At 59.7% G+C, this 16,197-nt stretch carries 17 protein-coding genes; 14 read left to right on the top strand and 3 right to left on the bottom strand.

Going from position 1 to position 16,197, the window contains the following annotated elements:
* Positions 1–9: 9 nt before the first annotated feature.
* Together nifV and nifW are read left to right on the top strand one after the other, a co-directional pair.
* On the top strand, positions 10–1,218 hold the full coding sequence (gene nifV / locus NKH54_RS28980) for a homocitrate synthase (protein WP_353029472.1): 1,209 nt from the start codon (positions 10–12) through the stop codon (positions 1,216–1,218).
* Positions 1,215–1,595 carry a nitrogenase stabilizing/protective protein NifW gene (gene nifW, locus NKH54_RS28975; RefSeq protein WP_031195875.1) on the top strand — a complete coding sequence of 127 codons (381 nt, stop codon included), beginning with the start codon at positions 1,215–1,217 and terminating at the stop codon, positions 1,593–1,595. Before nifV ends, nifW begins: the two co-directional genes overlap by 4 nt.
* A 52-nt stretch (positions 1,596–1,647) precedes the next feature.
* Here nifW and NKH54_RS28970 read toward each other — a convergent pair whose 3' ends face one another.
* Positions 1,648–1,857 carry a hypothetical protein gene (locus tag NKH54_RS28970; protein WP_353029491.1) on the bottom strand — a complete coding sequence of 70 codons (210 nt, stop codon included), beginning with the start codon at positions 1,855–1,857 and terminating at the stop codon, positions 1,648–1,650.
* Between NKH54_RS28970 and NKH54_RS28965 the strand changes: the two genes are divergently transcribed.
* From NKH54_RS28965 to NKH54_RS28910, 12 genes are all read left to right on the top strand, one after another.
* Entirely contained in the window at positions 1,781–2,632 is an 852-nt protein-coding gene (locus tag NKH54_RS28965) for an electron transfer flavoprotein subunit beta/FixA family protein (protein ID WP_023672212.1), read from the top strand. The two genes, NKH54_RS28970 and NKH54_RS28965, sit on opposite strands and share 77 nt — an antisense overlap.
* 17 nt (positions 2,633–2,649) lie before the next feature.
* Complete coding sequence (locus tag NKH54_RS28960; RefSeq protein ID WP_352854602.1) at positions 2,650–3,759, top strand: electron transfer flavoprotein subunit alpha/FixB family protein; 1,110 nt, start codon at positions 2,650–2,652, stop codon at positions 3,757–3,759.
* A gap of 10 nt (positions 3,760–3,769) precedes the next feature.
* Positions 3,770–5,077: an FAD-binding protein gene (locus tag NKH54_RS28955; RefSeq protein ID WP_023712672.1), complete on the top strand. Its 1,308-nt coding sequence runs from the start codon at positions 3,770–3,772 to the stop codon at positions 5,075–5,077.
* A gap of 11 nt (positions 5,078–5,088) precedes the next feature.
* On the top strand, positions 5,089–5,388 hold the full coding sequence (locus NKH54_RS28950; protein WP_023806340.1) for a ferredoxin family protein: 300 nt from the start codon (positions 5,089–5,091) through the stop codon (positions 5,386–5,388).
* A gap of 51 nt (positions 5,389–5,439) precedes the next feature.
* Positions 5,440–5,754 (top strand): hypothetical protein, encoded by a 315-nt coding sequence (locus NKH54_RS28945; protein WP_023672216.1) that lies wholly within the window; start codon positions 5,440–5,442, stop codon positions 5,752–5,754.
* A 373-nt stretch (positions 5,755–6,127) separates the two neighbouring features.
* Positions 6,128–7,606, top strand: coding sequence for a nitrogenase cofactor biosynthesis protein NifB (gene nifB / locus NKH54_RS28940; protein ID WP_352854600.1), 1,479 nt, complete (start codon positions 6,128–6,130; stop codon positions 7,604–7,606).
* A gap of 31 nt (positions 7,607–7,637) precedes the next feature.
* A complete protein-coding gene (locus NKH54_RS28935) occupies positions 7,638–7,832 on the top strand; it encodes a 4Fe-4S dicluster domain-containing protein (protein ID WP_023672218.1) in 195 nt (64 codons plus the stop codon).
* A gap of 98 nt (positions 7,833–7,930) precedes the next feature.
* Complete coding sequence (locus NKH54_RS28930) at positions 7,931–8,251, top strand: nitrogen fixation protein NifZ (RefSeq protein WP_023672219.1); 321 nt, start codon at positions 7,931–7,933, stop codon at positions 8,249–8,251.
* Complete coding sequence (nifT, locus tag NKH54_RS28925; protein WP_023672220.1) at positions 8,248–8,460, top strand: putative nitrogen fixation protein NifT; 213 nt, start codon at positions 8,248–8,250, stop codon at positions 8,458–8,460. Before NKH54_RS28930 ends, nifT begins: the two co-directional genes overlap by 4 nt.
* A 32-nt stretch (positions 8,461–8,492) precedes the next feature.
* The gene (locus NKH54_RS28920) at positions 8,493–9,386 is read left to right on the top strand and encodes an SIR2 family NAD-dependent protein deacylase (RefSeq protein WP_023706365.1); all 894 of its coding nucleotides are present in this window, start codon (positions 8,493–8,495) and stop codon (positions 9,384–9,386) included.
* Between the two features lie 85 nt (positions 9,387–9,471).
* A complete protein-coding gene (locus tag NKH54_RS28915; RefSeq protein ID WP_023712675.1) occupies positions 9,472–11,340 on the top strand; it encodes an ABC transporter ATP-binding protein in 1,869 nt (622 codons plus the stop codon).
* Positions 11,340–13,232 carry an ABC transporter ATP-binding protein gene (locus NKH54_RS28910; RefSeq protein WP_353029471.1) on the top strand — a complete coding sequence of 631 codons (1,893 nt, stop codon included), beginning with the start codon at positions 11,340–11,342 and terminating at the stop codon, positions 13,230–13,232. The genes NKH54_RS28915 and NKH54_RS28910 overlap by 1 nt, the downstream gene beginning before the upstream one ends.
* Positions 13,233–13,786: 554 nt before the next feature.
* On the opposite strand, the gene NKH54_RS28905 is transcribed toward NKH54_RS28910, so the two are convergent.
* Together NKH54_RS28905 and hisC are read right to left on the bottom strand one after the other, a co-directional pair.
* A complete protein-coding gene (locus tag NKH54_RS28905; RefSeq protein WP_031194208.1) occupies positions 13,787–14,827 on the bottom strand; it encodes an LLM class flavin-dependent oxidoreductase in 1,041 nt (346 codons plus the stop codon).
* A gap of 88 nt (positions 14,828–14,915) precedes the next feature.
* Complete coding sequence (gene hisC, locus NKH54_RS28900; protein ID WP_023750026.1) at positions 14,916–16,055, bottom strand: histidinol-phosphate transaminase; 1,140 nt, start codon at positions 16,053–16,055, stop codon at positions 14,916–14,918.
* Positions 16,056–16,197: the final 142 nt, after the last annotated feature.

Genomic DNA, 16,197 nt, shown 5'->3' with positions numbered 1-16,197 from the left:
CTATCTGTCATGACCCCTCATGTCTCCCTCAACGATACGACCTTGCGCGATGGCGAGCAGGCGCCGGGCGTCGCCTTCACCACGACGGAAAAGCTGGAGATCGCTGAGTCTCTTGCGGCGGCCGGCGTGACAGAGATCGAGATCGGCACGCCGGTCATGGGCGTCGACGAGATTGAAACAATTCGCGCCGTGGTAGCGCGGCGTCTTCCGGTTCGGCTCATGGCCTGGTGCCGGATGACGTCGTTGGATCTCGATGCAGCGATCGAGAGCGGCGTCCAAGCGGTCAATTTGTCGCTGCCTGCGTCGGACATCCAACTTGCCGCCAAGCTCGGCCTCGACAAGGCGGGAGCGCTCCAGGTCATCGATCATATGGTCAGGCGCGCCGCCGCCGCCGGCTTCTTCGTCGCGGTGGGCTGCGAGGATGCCTCGCGGGCCAATCGGGATCACCTCGCCCGCGTCATCGAGACGGCCGCACGCGCCGGCGCAAGCCGCGTGAGGCTGGCCGACACAGTCGGTGTTCTCGACCCGTTTTCGACCTTCGAACTTGTCGCCCAGCTCGTGGTGCAGTCTCCAATCGACCTTGAATTTCATGCGCACAACGATCTCGGACTTGCTGGCGCCAACACGCTGGCGGCGATCCGCGCAGGCGCGCGCCATGCCTCCGTCACCGTCCTGGGGCTCGGCGAGCGTGCGGGCAATGCCGCGCTGGAGGAGGTGGCCGCCGCAATGGCGGTCTTCGACGGCGCAGACACAGGCATTGAGCTGACCGCATTGCCCGGCGTCGCCGCCCAGGTGGCTTGGGCCGCCCGCCGGCAGACCGCAGCCACTAAGCCGGTCGTCGGCGCCGATGTTTTCACCCACGAATCCGGCATTCACGTCGCAGGGCTGCTGAAGGACTCGCGTACTTATCAGGGGCTCGATCCGACTCTCGTGGGCCGCTGCCGGCGGATCGTCATCGGCAAGCATTCCGGCGCGACTGCGATTGCCCATGTGCTGAGCGAAAGCGGTCGCGATCTCGACCCGGATCTGGCAGCCGCGATGGTGGCCCGCGTCCGGCGCGAGGCGGTCGAGACCAAATCGACTGTCACTGCAACTCGACTGGTCGAGCTCTACGATGGAATGTGCAGCGAGGCATCCCTCATCGAGCTGTGCGGGGCCAAGTCAGCCGTGCGCGAGCGCACAGAGGCCACAGTTTTGCGACCAGGAAGAATGCAATGAATTGTTCCGCTGACAGCCGCCCCATGGATGTCACCGACATCCTCGCACGACTGAAGCGCTTGTCGGCTGCAGAGGAATTCTTCTCAGCCCTAGGCGTCGCCTATGACCCGAAGGTACTGAATGTCTCGCGGCTCCATATCATGAAGCGTGTGGGCCAATACCTCGCCGAAGAAGATTTCTCCGGTCTGCCCGACCAGGTGATTGCCGCGAGGGTGCGCGCGACGCTCGAACGCGCTTACGAGGATTTTGCGATTTCCTCGCCGCTCACGCATCGGATCTTCAAGGTTCTCAAGGACCACGATCCGAACAAACCTGCCGCGCCGGGTCACACCTTTGTTCCGTTCGACTCGGTACTGAAGCGGTTCGGACGGGAATGATCGGCGACAAGGGTGCGACGCGACAATGTCGAGCAGCCGCCAAATCAGGTCATCACCACAGCGCCGTCAGAAGCAACCAGCCGAAGTTGTAGGAAAGGGGGAGCGCAAGAGACTTGGCACGAATAATGCGGATCAAGGAGATAACCGCAATGCCGCACCCGGACAGGAGCCTAGAGAAACCGCCAATGCACATCGTAATCTGCATCAAGCAGGTGCCGGACTCGGCACAGATAAGGGTCCATCCGGTCACGAACACGATCATGCGCCAGGGTGTTCCGACCATCATCAACCCTTACGACCTGTTCGCCCTCGAAGAAGCGCTCAGACTGCGCGACGCACATGGCGGCGAAGTCACTGTGCTCACTATGGGTCCGCCCATGGCAGAGGACGCGCTGCGCAAGGCGCTCGGTTACGGCGCCGACCGAGCGGTGCTCTTGACCGACCGCTATTTTGCCGGCTCCGACACGCTGGCAACCTCGTTTGCCCTTTCCCAGGCAATCGCGAAGATTGGCGAGACGTTCGGCACGCCAGACCTCGTCTTCACCGGCAAGCAGACGATCGATGGCGATACCGCCCAGGTCGGGCCCGGCATCGCCAAGCGCCTCGGACTCCTGCAACTGACCTATGTCGCGAAGATCCCTTCTGTCGACCTTGCTGCACGCGAGATCAAGGTCGAGCGCCGCTCCGAAGGCGGCACACAGATGCTGAAGAGCAGGCTCCCTTGCCTCATCACCATGCTGGAAGGCACAAACGAGATCCGCCGGGGCTCGATCCAGGACGCCTTGTGCGCCGCGCGCAGCCAGGTCTTGAAATGGAGCGCGGCCGACGCCGGCATTGAGGATCTCACCAAATGCGGCCTGCGCGGTTCACCGACGGTCGTCAAACGTGTTTTCGCCCCTCCTGCTCGAGCTGAAAAGGCGGCACAAATCGACACCGCCGAGAAGGCCTTGCGCGATGTCGCTGACGAACTCATCACCGCAATCTTCACCCGCCAGCCGGCGCTGGAACATGAGCTCGCCTTTAACGGCGGCGCGTGACGGCAAGGAGCAAAACGATGTCGACCGCGAACGGAGAAACCCCTCGCCCTGCCGCCGGCCGCGCCGGCATAAAGAAGGAATTGCCCGCCCATTTCAAGGACTATCGGCACGTTTGGGTTTTCATCGAGCTCGAACGTGGCGAGGTCCATCCGGTATCATTCGAACTGCTCGGCGAAGGCCGCAACTTAGCAGACAAGCTTCAGGTCCAGCTTGCAGGCGTCGTGCTTGGACCGCCGGGAGAGGCCGTCGGGAGCGCCGTTGCCGAAGCATTCGCGTATGGCGCTGACCTTGTCTACATCGCCGAGGCGCCCCTGCTCGCCGACTATCGGAATGAACCTTTCACCAAGGCGCTGACGGATCTGGTCGATACCCACAAACCCGAAATCCTTCTTCTCGGTGCCACCACACTGGGCAGGGATCTTGCCGGCTCCGTGGCGACGACCTTGCAGACGGGGCTCACGGCCGACTGCACCGAACTCGATGTGGATACCGACAGTTCGCTCGCCGCCACGCGCCCGACTTTCGGCGGTTCCTTGTTGTGCACGATCTATACGCTCAATTTCCGCCCGCAGATGGCGACCGTGCGGCCGAGGGTCATGCCCATGCCGCAGCGGACGGATAAACCGGTCGGGCGTGTCATCCGGCACAAGCTTTCGCTTGCCGAGGACGAGATCGCTACCAAAGTCCTCGGCTTCCTGCCGGACAATCAGTCGGCGAAGGCAAACCTTGCCTATGCCGACGTCGTGGTTGCGGGAGGCCTTGGTCTTGGCGCGGCGGAGAACCTGCAGCTTGTGAAGAACCTCGCACGAGCAATCGGCGCCGAGCACGGCTGTTCGCGTCCGTTGGTCCAGAAGAGCTGGATGCCAGCTGATCGGCAGATCGGCCAAACTGGCAAGACGATCCGGCCGAAGCTTTACATAGCGGCCGGGATTTCCGGCGCCGTCCAGCATCGGGTTGGCGTGGAGGGGGCGGATCTCATCGTGGCCATCAACACCGACCCGAACGCGCCGATTTTCGATTTCGCTCACCTCGGAATCGTCACCGACGCGATCCGCTTCCTGCCCGCACTGACGGAAGCCTTCACCCGGCGGCTGTCGCCCCACAGTCGCGATAAGCTTTCGAGCTAAGGGGATGGACATGATCGAGGAAAACTTCGACGCCATTGTTGTTGGGGCAGGCATGTCCGGAAACGCAGCTGCTTACACCATGGCCAGCCATGGCCTGAAGGTGCTGCAGTTGGAGCGGGGTGAATATCCGGGCTCCAAGAATGTCCAGGGTGCCATCATGTACGCGAACATGCTGGAGAAGATCATCCCGGATTTCCGGGATGATGCGCCTCTCGAGCGGCATTTGGTTGAACAGCGGCTTTGGGTGATGGACGACACATCCCATACTGGGATTCACTATAGGTCGGACGACTTCAATGAGGCGAAGCCCAACCGGTACACGATCATCCGTGCCCAGTTCGATAAATGGTTTTCGCGTAAGGTGCGCGCGGCCGGCGCGACCGTTCTGTGCGAGACGACCGTGACGGAACTCATCCGTGATGCCAATGACAGGGTGATCGGCGTCCGCACAGACCGGGCGGGCGGAGCCATCTACGCGGACGTGGTCGTTCTCGCAGAAGGTGTCTGCGGACTGCTTGGCACTCGAGCCGGCCTGCGCGAGATGCCAAAGCCGCAAACCGTGGCCCTCGCCGTCAAGGAAATGCATTTCTTGCCCGAAGAGGTCATTGAGCAGCGGTTCGGCGTAAAGGGCGATGAGGGCTGCGTGATCGAGGCGGTGGGCACGACCTCCCGCAGCATGGCCGGGCTCGGCTTCCTCTATACCAACAAGGAGTCCATCTCACTGGGCATTGGCTGCCTCGTCTCCGATTTTGCCGCGATGGTCGAGAGCCCCTACGTTCTCCTTGATGCCTTGAAGAGCCATCCTTCGATCCGGCCGCTGATCGCCGGCTCGGAAGTGAAAGAATATTCCGCACACCTCATTCCCGAAGGCGGCTACAAGGCTATTCCGCAGCTCTTTGGCGATGGTTGGGTCGTGGTCGGCGATGCCGCGCAACTGAACAACGCCATTCACCGCGAGGGTTCGAACCTCGCCATGACCTCCGGCCGCATTGCGGCTGAGGCAATCGTCGAGGTCAAGAGCCGCAACGGTCCGATGAACAAACGGAATCTCGCCCTTTACAAAGCCATGCTGGACAAGTCCTTCGTGGTCAAGGACCTGAGGAAATACAAAGACATGCCGGCCTTGCTCCACACCAATTCATGCAATTATTTCACGACTTATCCGCGGTTGATGTCGCAAGCTGCGCAGAACTTCATGCGTGTCGACGGCACGCCGAAGATCGAGAAGGAAAAGGCGACCACGGCGGCCTTCATCAAGGCGCGCTCGCGCTGGGGGCTGGTCAGCGACGCGGTCCGCCTTGCATTGGCGTGGCGCTGAGGGGAGACGAAATGACCAGCGCAGCGACGAAGTCACGTGTCGAGGACAAGCTTTACCAGAACCGCTACTTGGTGGATTCCGGCCGCCCGCACATCAAAGTGCGACCGCACCAGAAGCCGAGCGCGAATTTGCTCGCGCTGACCCACGTCTGCCCGGCGAAATGTTATGAGTTGAACGACAAGGGTCAAGTGGAGATCACTGCCGACGGCTGCATGGAGTGCGGCACCTGCCGGATTTTGTGCGGGACGACTGGTGAGATCGAGTGGAACTATCCACGCGGCGGTTTCGGAATCCTCTTTAAATTCGGATGACCGGCGCACGCATTCCCTAAGCAGATACCGCGCTCAGGGACTCTACGATATGTGAAGGTGCTGACCGCGCCAAGCGAGCTGGAGATTACGCTCGCCATACGCTGGGCAATTGTCGTGAACGTCCTGCCCACGTTTCTGCAGACGGGTGATGGAGAAGTCGTCGTCTGGACGCTGAAGGAGAGCCGGAGATTGCCGCCACTGCCGGCAACGCCCACGCACCTCAATCAGGCACTCGCCGCCTCATACCACAGGCTGTACCAGATCGAGCGGATTGCGGCTGCCGGCCAGTCGCATCGGCGCCTCCGCAGCAAGGTATCTCCCCTTACGGCCGGCGTCCGAACCATGCCGCTTGTCGCCCGCATCTGACGGAACGCTAGTGGCTGATCGACGCGATTGACAAGGCCGGTTGGGTTTTGCCAGGGCGGCTCGTATCCCTGGCCTCACGCCCTGGATAATCGGCTACGCCCTGCGCCGGCATGGTATCAAGGTTAAGAAATTCGGGACGTCGTGATGACGTCAAGCGTAAGCAGCCCGGAGTGGTCTCGCTCACACTCTGCGCGTCCGAGGCTGCTAGCCTCGCGACCCTATTTGCCTGTCCACTGTCGTAAGCCCGACAGGTGTGTCGGAGCAATCCGAAGGAATGTGACACGGGAAGCCTATTCATGAACCGAAACAGCTCTTTGGGCTGGCATAGCTCTTGCGCTTTGAACTGCGACATCACGCAGCAACGGAGCCGTTCATGTCTGCACCGGCAATTTCGCTTGAGAGCCTCAGCACGACATTCGGTGACCAGTTGCTTGGCATCATGAAACTCGGGGGCTGCGCGTCTTCGTCCTGCGGCTCGTCGACAAAGCCCGACGACACGGATCCGGCTGTCTGGGAGAAGATCAAGGATCACCCCTGCTTTTCAGAAGAGGCGCATCACTATTTCGCGCGTATGCACGTCGCGGTCGCGCCGGGCTGCAACATCCAGTGCAACTACTGCAATCGCAAATATGACTGCGCCAACGAAAGCCGGCCTGGGGTGGCCTCTGAAAAGCTGACGCCCGATCAGGCGCTACGCAAGGTGATCGCGGTCGCCAATGAGGTGCCGCAGCTTTCCGTGCTCGGCATCGCCGGACCGGGCGACGCCTGCTACGACTGGAAGAAGACGAAGGCGACCTTCGCCAGGGTCGCCAGGGAAATCCCAGACATCAAGTTTTGCATATCCACGAATGGGCTGGCGCTGCCCGACCATGTCGATGAGCTTGCTGACATGAATGTCGATCACGTGACGATCACGATCAACATGGTCGACCCTGAGGTCGGTGCAAAGATCTATCCTTGGATCTTTCACGATCATCGCCGCTACGTCGGCATTGAAGCCACCCGGATCCTGCACCAGCGGCAGATGTTGGGCCTGGAGATGCTGACCGCGCGGGGCATCCTCACCAAAATCAACTCGGTGGTGATCCCGGGCGTGAATGATGAGCATCTGATCGAGGTGAATAGATGGATTAAGGAGCGAGGCGCGTTCCTGCACAACCTTATGCCGCTGATTTCGGACCCGGCCCACGGCACGCACTACGGTCTGAGCGGGCAGCGCGGCCCAAACGCAATGGAGATGAAGGCTCTTCAGGATCGTGTCGAAAACGGCGCCCAGTTGATGCGCCACTGCCGGCAGTGCCGGGCAGATGCCGTGGGCCTGCTCGGAGAAGATCGTGGCCAGGAATTCACAGTCGACCGGATTCCCGGCGAGGTCACCTACGATGCCAGCAAACGCAAGGCCTATCGGGAGCTGGTCGCGGAGGAGCGCCGTGATCACGTCGAGGCTAGGAGAGAAGCGATCGGATTGGTCAAGGCAGCGAGCCCCGGCAAGTCCCTTCTCTTCGCGGTGGCGACCAAGGGCGGCGGCCGCGTCAATGAGCATTTCGGCCATGCGAAAGAATTCCAGGTTTATCAAGCCTCGCTGAAAGGGATCAGCTTCGTCGGGCATCGGAAGGTGGACAAGTATTGCCTTGGCGGCTGGGGCGCAGAAGCCGCCCTCGATGGCGTCATCGCAGCGCTTCAAGGCATAGATATCGTGCTGTGCGCCAAGATTGGAAATTGCCCGCAGGATCAGCTCGCGGAGGCTGGAATCAGAGCCACCGACGCCTGTGCCCATGACTATATCGAGACAGCAATCAGCGCGATTTACATCGCCGCATCTGGGACCCCCACACTCGCGGCGACGGCCTGAGCTGTCTCATTCATTCGGACCAGGAGTTAAAATGGCTTTCAAGATCATCGCATCCCAATGCACCCAATGCGGCGCCTGCGAATTCGAATGTCCTTCCGGCGCGATCAAGTTCAAAGGCGAGAGCTACGTGATCGAGTCACAGAAGTGCACCGAATGCGAGGGGGTCTTCGATGCGCAGCAATGTGCCTCGGTATGTCCGGTGCCGAAGACCTGCGTTCCTGCGTAACGGACATTGGACTGCCGACATGGTTGGGGGCTGCCTACGCAGGACGCCTGGAGCGCCTTGTTCGCAATCTCAGCCGCAAGAGAAATCAGGGAACGGACATGTCGCTCGGACGCGAAGAGGAGATCGAAATCCGCAGGCCTCCACGATTCATGCCGGGAGAGCGGGTACGTGCCACTCGCCACATAAAGAATGACGGCACCTATCCTGGCAGGGAGATCGGCGAAAATCTCGTGCGGAAGGGGGACGAGGGATATGTGCGCGACATTGGCACCTTTCTCCAGCAGTTCTTCATCTATGCGGTCGAGTGGATCGACCGTGGCACCGTAGTCGGTATGCGAGCGCGTGAACTGATGAGCCTCGACGAGGCCGAGGCGCCCTGCAGTGCTGAAAGCAATACCAATGAAGGGACGGCCAGATGAAAGTCATGATCCGCAGGACCGATGCTGGTTTGTCAGCGTATGTCCCCAAAAAGGACCTCGAAGAGCCGATCATCAAACTCGAGAAGGAAGAGTTGTGGGGCGGAACGGTCACGCTCAGGAACGGGTGGCGGCTCCTCCTACCCGATCTCCCACATGATACGCGTCTGCCGATCACCGTCGAGGCAAGGAAGATTTCCGAAGAGGGCTGATGCTGCCCCTAGGTGCGTCGCGAGGAAACGAGATGAACACGATCCTGACATCGGGCCACCTCGTCATTGTGCGGGACAGTTTTGCTGAAAAGCTGCTTGACCTGGCGAAGGAAGCGCTCGCCGCCGATGAGGTGATCCCCTATCTCGGTCCGGGTCTTCTTGAGTTGAACTGTGTGGAACCGCCTGTGCCGCATACCCCGGAGGTTGTTGCCGCGGCACTCAATGCACGGGCTCCAGCCCCTTCCAGGATCCGCACCAATATGTGGTCGGTTGCACAGTTCATCGAACAGCGCCGGCATCGCCGGACGCTTCAAGCTTGGATGACCGACATATTCGCAGCGCCGGTGGGGCCGACCCCCTTCCACGCCTGGCTCGCAAGGCTGCCACTCTCCCTCATCATCGACAGCTGGTATGACAGCGCGATGCGCACGGCTCTGGTAGAGACCGGTCGAACGGACGTCCTTGAGATACAAGGCGTCACGCGCGCGAATGAAATCGGCAACATTTGGACGAAAACCTACGATTTGTCCGGGAGGGAGCTCGACCCCCGATTGGGGGCCAAGACGGTTCTCTATTCACCTCACGGGAGTATTACGCCCGCGCAAAACTTTCTCGTCGCAGATTCCGACTACGTCGAAGTCCTGTCCGAAATTGATATCCAGACACCGATCCCAGACGCTGTGAAGGAACGGCGCATCACCCGTGGATTTTTCTTCGTTGGCTGCCGCTTCAACGATCAGATGCTGCGCACCTACGCCAGACAGATCATGAAGCGCTCCCGCGGTCCCTATTGCACCGTAATGGACGCGGAAACCCTGACCAGAAACGAAGCGCGTTTTCTTGCGGCAAGCGGAATCACGGTGATCGACATGCCACTAAGTCAAGCGGCGGCTCGGCTTGTGGGAACGGGCACGGCTGCAGGTTGAGGACGGGATTAACAATGGCGGATGCCTTTGATGATGTCTGCTTCGGCTTTCCTCGAAGGCGCAAAATGCAGTCGGGAATACACCCGTGAACAGTGAAGCTGTCAGCGGCGCAACGAACGCACTGAATTCGTTGGCCCATGTTGAAGCGGCGCGCTGGGGCCGGGATTTGAGTACGCTGTTGCGCATCACGCGTATGAATCTGCGCCATCCGTGGCAGGTCGCCCTCGCTATGGGCTCGACGATCATGGCGGCAATCCTCCAGTTGCTCATTCCCCAGCTTCTCGGCCGGGCTGTCGACCAGACCCAGACAGCTATCGGGGGCGGTGTCGCGGGGGCTGCGGCAGGACAAGCGCTCTGGGCCCCGGCTCTCCTGCTGCTCGCCGTCAGCGCGCTACGCGGCGTTTTCACGATGGCGCAGAACTATTTTGCCGAAGCCGTCGGGCATCATGTCGCGTACGAATTGCGGCTCGCCTACTACGACAAGATCCAGCGTCTAAGCTTTTCCTTTCACGACCGGGCCCATTCAGGCGATCTGATAACCGCCGGAATGCTCGATCTCGAAGGCGTGCGGATGTATTTTTCCACCGGGCTCATGCGGGTGCTCCTGCTGACGATGCTGATCGGGATTGGCGCTTACATGATGATCTCGACCGATCCCGTGCTCGGCTTGGCCGCGCTCAGCTTCGTGCCTTTTGTCGCTTGGCGCTCATCGACCACACAGCTTAGGCTGCGCGCCACCTGGCTCGACCTCTATGAGCGCCTTTCGGTACTAAGCCGCGTGATGAAGGAAAATCTCGCAGGTATCCGTGTGGTCCGCGCTTTTGCGGCTCAATCCTATGAGATGCTGAAGTTCGACGGCGCTTCCAAGAACGCGCTCGACCTCGCCAACGATCTCGTTGACATCTACGTACCCAACACGTCGGCGATGACCTTGTCCTACTTTTTCGCAATGGGATTGGTGCTTGGGATCGGTGGCAACAAGCTCGTCGCTGGCGAGATCAGCGTCGGAACCATGGCGACCTTCCTGACCTTCATGACCATGCTGCAAATGCCAGTCCGCCAGATCGGTCTCATGGTCAATGCGTTTGCCCGCGCTTCTAGCTGCGGTTCGCGGCTTTTCGGTCTCCTCGATCAGGAGATCACCATCAGGGATGCTCTCGAGGCCAGACCGCTTGAGATAAGTGACGGCACTCTGCGCTTCCACAATGTCTCATTTGCCTACCCCAACGCCGAAAACCGCGCCATTCTGAAGAACCTCAGCTTTGAGGCCCGGAGAGGCGAGACGATCGCGATCGTCGGTCCGCCGGGTTCCGGCAAATCGACGATGGCTCATCTGGTCCCCCGCTTTTACGACGTGACCGGTGGCGCCATCACGTTGGACGGCCAGGACATACGCAATGTCACCCTCGAGAGCCTTCGCAAGGCGGTCGCGGTTGTACAGCAGGATGCGTTCCTATTCACCACAACGATCGAGAACAACATCGCTTATGGCGATCCCTGGGCGAAGAGACAGCGAATTGAACGCGCTGGAGAATTCGCCCAGCTCCACGACTACATCCTCGGGCTCCCGGCAGGGTATGAGACGGTCGTGGGCGAACGCGGCGTTTCTCTCTCTGGCGGCCAGCGCCAGCGTCTCACGATTGCTCGCACCATGATGCTGCGCCCCTCCGTCATCATTTTCGACGACTCGATGGCCGCGATCGATGCCGGCACCGAGCTGCGCATTCGCGCGGCGATGCGGCGCTTCGCAAAGGATCGGGTGACGATCATCATCGCGCACCGGCTGAGTGCGCTTAAGCATGCCGATCAAATCCTTTTTGTCGATAACGGCGAAATCGTAGAACGCGGCACGCATGAAGAGCTTCTGGCGAAGCGGGGACGCTACAGGGCCCTTTACGATCTCCAGACGTGCCCGGGTGATAGCATTATTAGCCAGGATGGGGGCGCCCGCTGATGGACCAGGGCCGCGGCGAACTCGAAGCCGAACCTGACGACGGGAGACGCCCTCCGCGCGCGGTCGTCGGCTCGCACCGGATCGAGGAGGAGATGTTCGGCCGGGCTTTCGACAAGAGCATCCTCCGTCGCATCTGGGGCTTCGTCCATCCCTACCGGGCAAAGGTAGTTGTCACGATTGTCGCGATGCTGATCTTCACCGGGACGCAGCTTCTCATCCCCTTGATCATCCGCTACGCGATCGACCTCGGCATGAACCCGGCAAGGCCCGATCGCTCAGCCCAGCTTGCGGCCGTCGGCGCGTTCCTTTCGGCGATTTTGGTCAATTTCGCCGCCGGCTACATGCAGGAAGCCTTGGATGGGAAAATGGCCGAAACTGTCCTGTTCGACATCCGCCGCGCCATGTTTGGCCATCTGCAAAAGGTTTCGCTCTCTTTCATGGACAAGACGGAGGTCGGACGCCTGATGTCGCGCCTGCAAGGCGACGTTAACTCCATACAGGAGTTCCTGGAAACCTCGGTATATTCCCTAGGCGATGTTGCGCTTCTCTTCGGCATCGTTTTCGTAATGCTGTGGCTCGACTTTCGCCTCGGCCTCCTGACGCTATCGGTTCTGCCGATCCTGGTGATCGTCCGCATTGTCTGGTTGCCGCGTGCCCGCGACGCCTTCATGGCTGCACACGAAACCAATTCCGTCGTCAATGGCGCGCTGGCCGAAGCCATTCACGGCGTGCGGACCATACAGTCAATGGACCGCCAGCAGGTGAATTTCAGTCTTTTTGACGATCGGGCCCATGCCAACCTCAGGACCCACCTGATCGCTGCCAGATATGCACTGGTCATGGTGCCCATCGTCGATGGCATCACCGGCCTCGCCTTGGCCGCCGTTATTGTGGTCGGCGGCTCGATGGTCATGAATAGCCGTATAGATGTGGGCGTGTTGGTAGCCTACCTATTTTACATCCAGCGCTTCTTTGACCCGATCCGCTCACTCACCCTGCAATATTCGGTCATGCAGCGCGCCATGGCCTCAGGCAAGCGCCTGACGGATGTGCTCGACGTCAAGATCGATGTTAAGGACAAACCCAATGCCGAGGTGCTTTCGCCCGAAATGGACGGCTCGGTCGAGTTTAGGGACGTCACCTTCGGCTACGATCCGAACCGTTCGGTTCTGAAAAATGTCTCGTTCAAGGTCAATCCGGGCGAGACGGTCGCACTAGTCGGACCGAGCGGTTCTGGCAAATCGAGTGCGATGGCCCTGGTCCACCGCTTCTATGATGTTCAGCAGGGTCAGGTGCTGGTCGGCGGACATGATGTACGCGACCTCACCCAGGAATCGCTCGGCCGCCAGGTCGCCATGGTGCTGCAGGAGCCATTCCTGTTCACCGGGACGGTCTTCGAGAACATTCGATACCAGAAGACGGAAGCCACGCGCGACAAGGTGATCGAGGCGGCCAAGGCTGTCGGCGCGCATGACTTCGTCATGAGCCTCGCCGACGGGTATGAGAGCCAACTTGGCGAACGCGGCGACAACTTATCTCTCGGCCAGCGCCAGCTTATCAGTTTCGCCCGCGCCCTCGTCGCTGACGCCAAGATCCTCGTGCTCGACGAAGCTACCGCCAATATCGACAGCTACACGGAATTGCAGATTCAGAAGGCTCTGATCAAGCTGCTTGAAGGGCGGACTGGCCTCGTCATCGCCCACCGTCTCGCCACGGTCCGGGGGGCCGACCGCATCATCGTGCTTCAGAATGGCCAAGTTATTGCGACTGGCAACCACGATGAGTTAATAGCCATGGGCGGCCTGTATTCCAAACTCTACTATCTCAACTACGCCTCCTTCGACGACCTTCCCGAACACGATACCACCGTCCAAGCTGGCTCTCAGACCTGACATCTTGGCGGCCTTGTGGTAGTGGCGTTGACTTTCGGGCGTGTCGGCAGACCACTCAGGCCACCGCATCCGGCCAGCAGCCAGCACTCAAGAACGAGCACTCCTCGCAATTCGTGAAGACCGGCTGCGAACGATTTCCTCCAGCATCGTATCCGACCGCGGTGCACCACCATCATCGGGCGAGCTCGCTGGAGGTGTTGGCTGGGCGTCGCAAAGCCGCTCGCGAGCGCGCCCTCAATAGCGCCGTAGCGAGCGACGGCTTTGCCACCGACGGGCCGCTGATGAAGCTGGATTAGTGGGCGCCGCACCGACGCCGCCCCGGGCGAGAAGAACCTCCTGCGGCTGGCTATGGGCAACGACTAGCGCCAGCGCGACGAGCAGACGCGTGCCGGCATCGTGACGCGCTCGGCTACCCTCTCCTTAGGATCGTGCATGTTCACACGATGGCCCAGACGCCAGCCAACGCACAAGCTGGTATTCTGTGCCGCCTGCTCGTCGTCAGTTTGGCCTCCTCCCGATTGCCCGCCCCACCACGTGCAAGCTCGAGCACATGGTCAGCCAAGTCGAGCCATGATTTCGGACTGAATGGTCCTCGCGGTGTAAAGGGAAGCATCTAGCGGCAGATTTCCAAATGCCATTTGACAAAGCAGGTAGTTGGCACCTGCCTCTTCCAACTGATCTAGCAGAGCTTTTCGCACAGACTCTGCTGATCCTACCACGCACAATTCACTCTCGACTGCCGCATCGAAGGTTAGCGGCAAGTTTGGTGGAGTGGGGATAGCGTTAAGCTCGTAAAGGAATTGGAAGCTCTTGAGCCAGCGTGCGTAAGCAGGTGCCGCGAGCGAATAGGCATGTGTGTCACAACGCCCAATCACGACCATGCGGAGCAATCCGACAAATCTCCCTTGATCCCCCCCGCCTGCGTTGTCCTCTCGATAGGCGCGGAACGCATCAGTAGTTTTGCGAACAGAAGAGGAAGGTCCTACACACGCGATATTTGTTCCATTCGCAGCGGCCCAAGCTGTGGACTCGGGTCGATTGGCAGCGACCCATGTGGGCGGATGTGGACGCTGATGAGGTCTTAGCGTCAAAGGAACGTCATTGAGATCAAAATGGCGGCCTTGATAGCATAGCGTGCCGACCTCCCTCGAATTCACAAGTATTTGCATAAGAATTTCGCTGGCTTCGGCATAACGGCCCGGCACCGCGTCCGCACCAATCCCGAAGTAGCCCAATTCGGTCGGGAGAGCACCGCGCCCTATGCCCAGTTCGAGCCTGCCACCGCTCAACTGGTCCAGCATACAGATCTCTTCGAACGCACGCAGCGGATGATAAAGCGCAAGCAGCATCACCAAGGGTCCGAGACGCAAGCGCCGGGTGCGCTGGGCGACGCTCGATAAGAACAGATTCGGCGATGGACCTCTCCCATGGGGAGTACAGTGGTGTTCTGCGAGATGATAGGCATAGAACCCTAGCTGATCGCACGCCTCTGCTAATATCAGGCGATCTTCGTACTGCCGGCCTATATCGCGGCCATCCTCATCCAAATGATCGAAGATGCCGAAAGCCAGGTTTGAAGGAAAGACGTTTGTCACTCTTTAAGTCCCCGATTTTAAAAGCAGGCTGTTTTCTTGCTGGGATCACCAGCAAGTCGGAAGAGATGTGTGTGATCGCCGATTAGCGTCAGCGTAACGAAGAAGCAGAGCCTGACGCTTCCCTGCCTCTGGAGCTTGGCACCGTTAAGCTTCCAGCAATGTCGCCAGCGGCAGCAAGAAATTCATCCATCTGCTCTTTTGTGCCGATGCTGACGCGGATACAGTGTTCCAAGCCTTTGTCCGGAAAAAACGCGACAAGTATCTTTTGCCTCTCCAATGCTGCTTGCCACCATGAGCCGTCCTGTCCCGCGGGCACACGGGCCAGCAAGAAATTTGCGCGGGAGGGTGTTACGGAAAATCCGAGTTGCGATAGTGCAACTGTCACTCGCTCTCGTTCATCCTTGATGTGCTTGTGGTTGTCTGCGTAGGCGCCGCGATGCTCAAGCACGCTGATACCAACGGCATGCCCGATCACGTTCATGTTGAAGACGTTCTGGATGTTTCGCAGCCTTCCAATAATTTCAGGGTGACCGAAACCGAAACCGACGCGAATGCCGGCGGCGGCATAGCTTTTCGAGAATGACCTCAAGACCAGAAGGTTCGAATACCGGTTGATGAGGCGCAGTCCGTGATCGGGTGCAAAGTCGACGTAGGCCTCATCGAGGACAATCAAGCGGTCCGATTGTGCTACGAGGCGTTCGATATCGCTTATCGGGAGGAATGTTCCGGTCGGATTGTTTGGATTGGCCAACATAATGAACTTGGCGTCTTTTGCCGGACCAGAAAGCAATTGCTCCATTGGCAGGGAATGAGCTTGACATCCGATTTCGAGGAACTCAGCGCCCTGGAGCATGGCAAGTTTGCGGTTGAACGAAAACCCTGGCGACATCATCGCAACCTTGTCGCCGGGTGCGAGGAAAGCTCTGTAGATCAGTCCGAGCAGTTCAGACGACCCGTTGCCAGCGATGACCTGATCCCTGGAAACGCCATAGGCGCTGGACGCTGCTTCCCTCAGTCTGAAGTTATCGTCATCCGGATATAGATACTGGCGCTTGAGGGCCGCCACTGCACTTTGCATTATGATTGGCGGCAACGGAAACGGGTTCTCATTTGTATTCAGCTTGATAAAATTTGCGTCCGGCGCTGGTCCGTTGGACGGCAGAGCATCCAACTGTCGTGTCACTTGCGAAAGAGCCGAAAGCACAGTTTGCAGTTTTGCGTCGGACATATTTAACTCCGTTTCAGTCACACAGGGGCATCCGCATGAGCTCGCAACGAGAGCAACATGGCGGACGGGATTGGACGATGGCAGGGTTGCCTTTCACACAATGGTCGCAGCGCCGGCTGACATGGGAATTCAGCCACCTGTC

The sequence above is a fragment of the Mesorhizobium sp. M1004 genome, from assembly GCF_040318795.1.
GTDB lineage: Bacteria > Pseudomonadota > Alphaproteobacteria > Rhizobiales > Rhizobiaceae > Mesorhizobium.
The sequence above is the reverse complement of the archived record's forward strand: the minus strand, read 5'-3'. Positions and strand labels throughout refer to the sequence as shown.

Coding starts and splice junctions, on each gene's coding strand:
- NKH54_RS28960 (WP_352854602.1), top strand. CDS start 2,650: ATGTCGACCGCGAACGGAGAAACCCCTCGCCCTGCCGCCGGCCGCGCC.
- nifV (WP_353029472.1), top strand. CDS start 10: ATGACCCCTCATGTCTCCCTCAACGATACGACCTTGCGCGATGGCGAG.
- nifB (WP_352854600.1), top strand. CDS start 6,128: ATGTCTGCACCGGCAATTTCGCTTGAGAGCCTCAGCACGACATTCGGT.
- NKH54_RS28920 (WP_023706365.1), top strand. CDS start 8,493: ATGAACACGATCCTGACATCGGGCCACCTCGTCATTGTGCGGGACAGT.
- nifT (WP_023672220.1), top strand. CDS start 8,248: ATGAAAGTCATGATCCGCAGGACCGATGCTGGTTTGTCAGCGTATGTC.
- hisC (WP_023750026.1), bottom strand. CDS start 16,055: ATGTCCGACGCAAAACTGCAAACTGTGCTTTCGGCTCTTTCGCAAGTG.
- NKH54_RS28935 (WP_023672218.1), top strand. CDS start 7,638: ATGGCTTTCAAGATCATCGCATCCCAATGCACCCAATGCGGCGCCTGC.
- NKH54_RS28955 (WP_023712672.1), top strand. CDS start 3,770: ATGATCGAGGAAAACTTCGACGCCATTGTTGTTGGGGCAGGCATGTCC.
- nifW (WP_031195875.1), top strand. CDS start 1,215: ATGAATTGTTCCGCTGACAGCCGCCCCATGGATGTCACCGACATCCTC.
- NKH54_RS28910 (WP_353029471.1), top strand. CDS start 11,340: ATGGACCAGGGCCGCGGCGAACTCGAAGCCGAACCTGACGACGGGAGA.
- NKH54_RS28970 (WP_353029491.1), bottom strand. CDS start 1,857: ATGATCGTGTTCGTGACCGGATGGACCCTTATCTGTGCCGAGTCCGGC.
- NKH54_RS28965 (WP_023672212.1), top strand. CDS start 1,781: ATGCACATCGTAATCTGCATCAAGCAGGTGCCGGACTCGGCACAGATA.
- NKH54_RS28950 (WP_023806340.1), top strand. CDS start 5,089: ATGACCAGCGCAGCGACGAAGTCACGTGTCGAGGACAAGCTTTACCAG.
- NKH54_RS28930 (WP_023672219.1), top strand. CDS start 7,931: ATGTCGCTCGGACGCGAAGAGGAGATCGAAATCCGCAGGCCTCCACGA.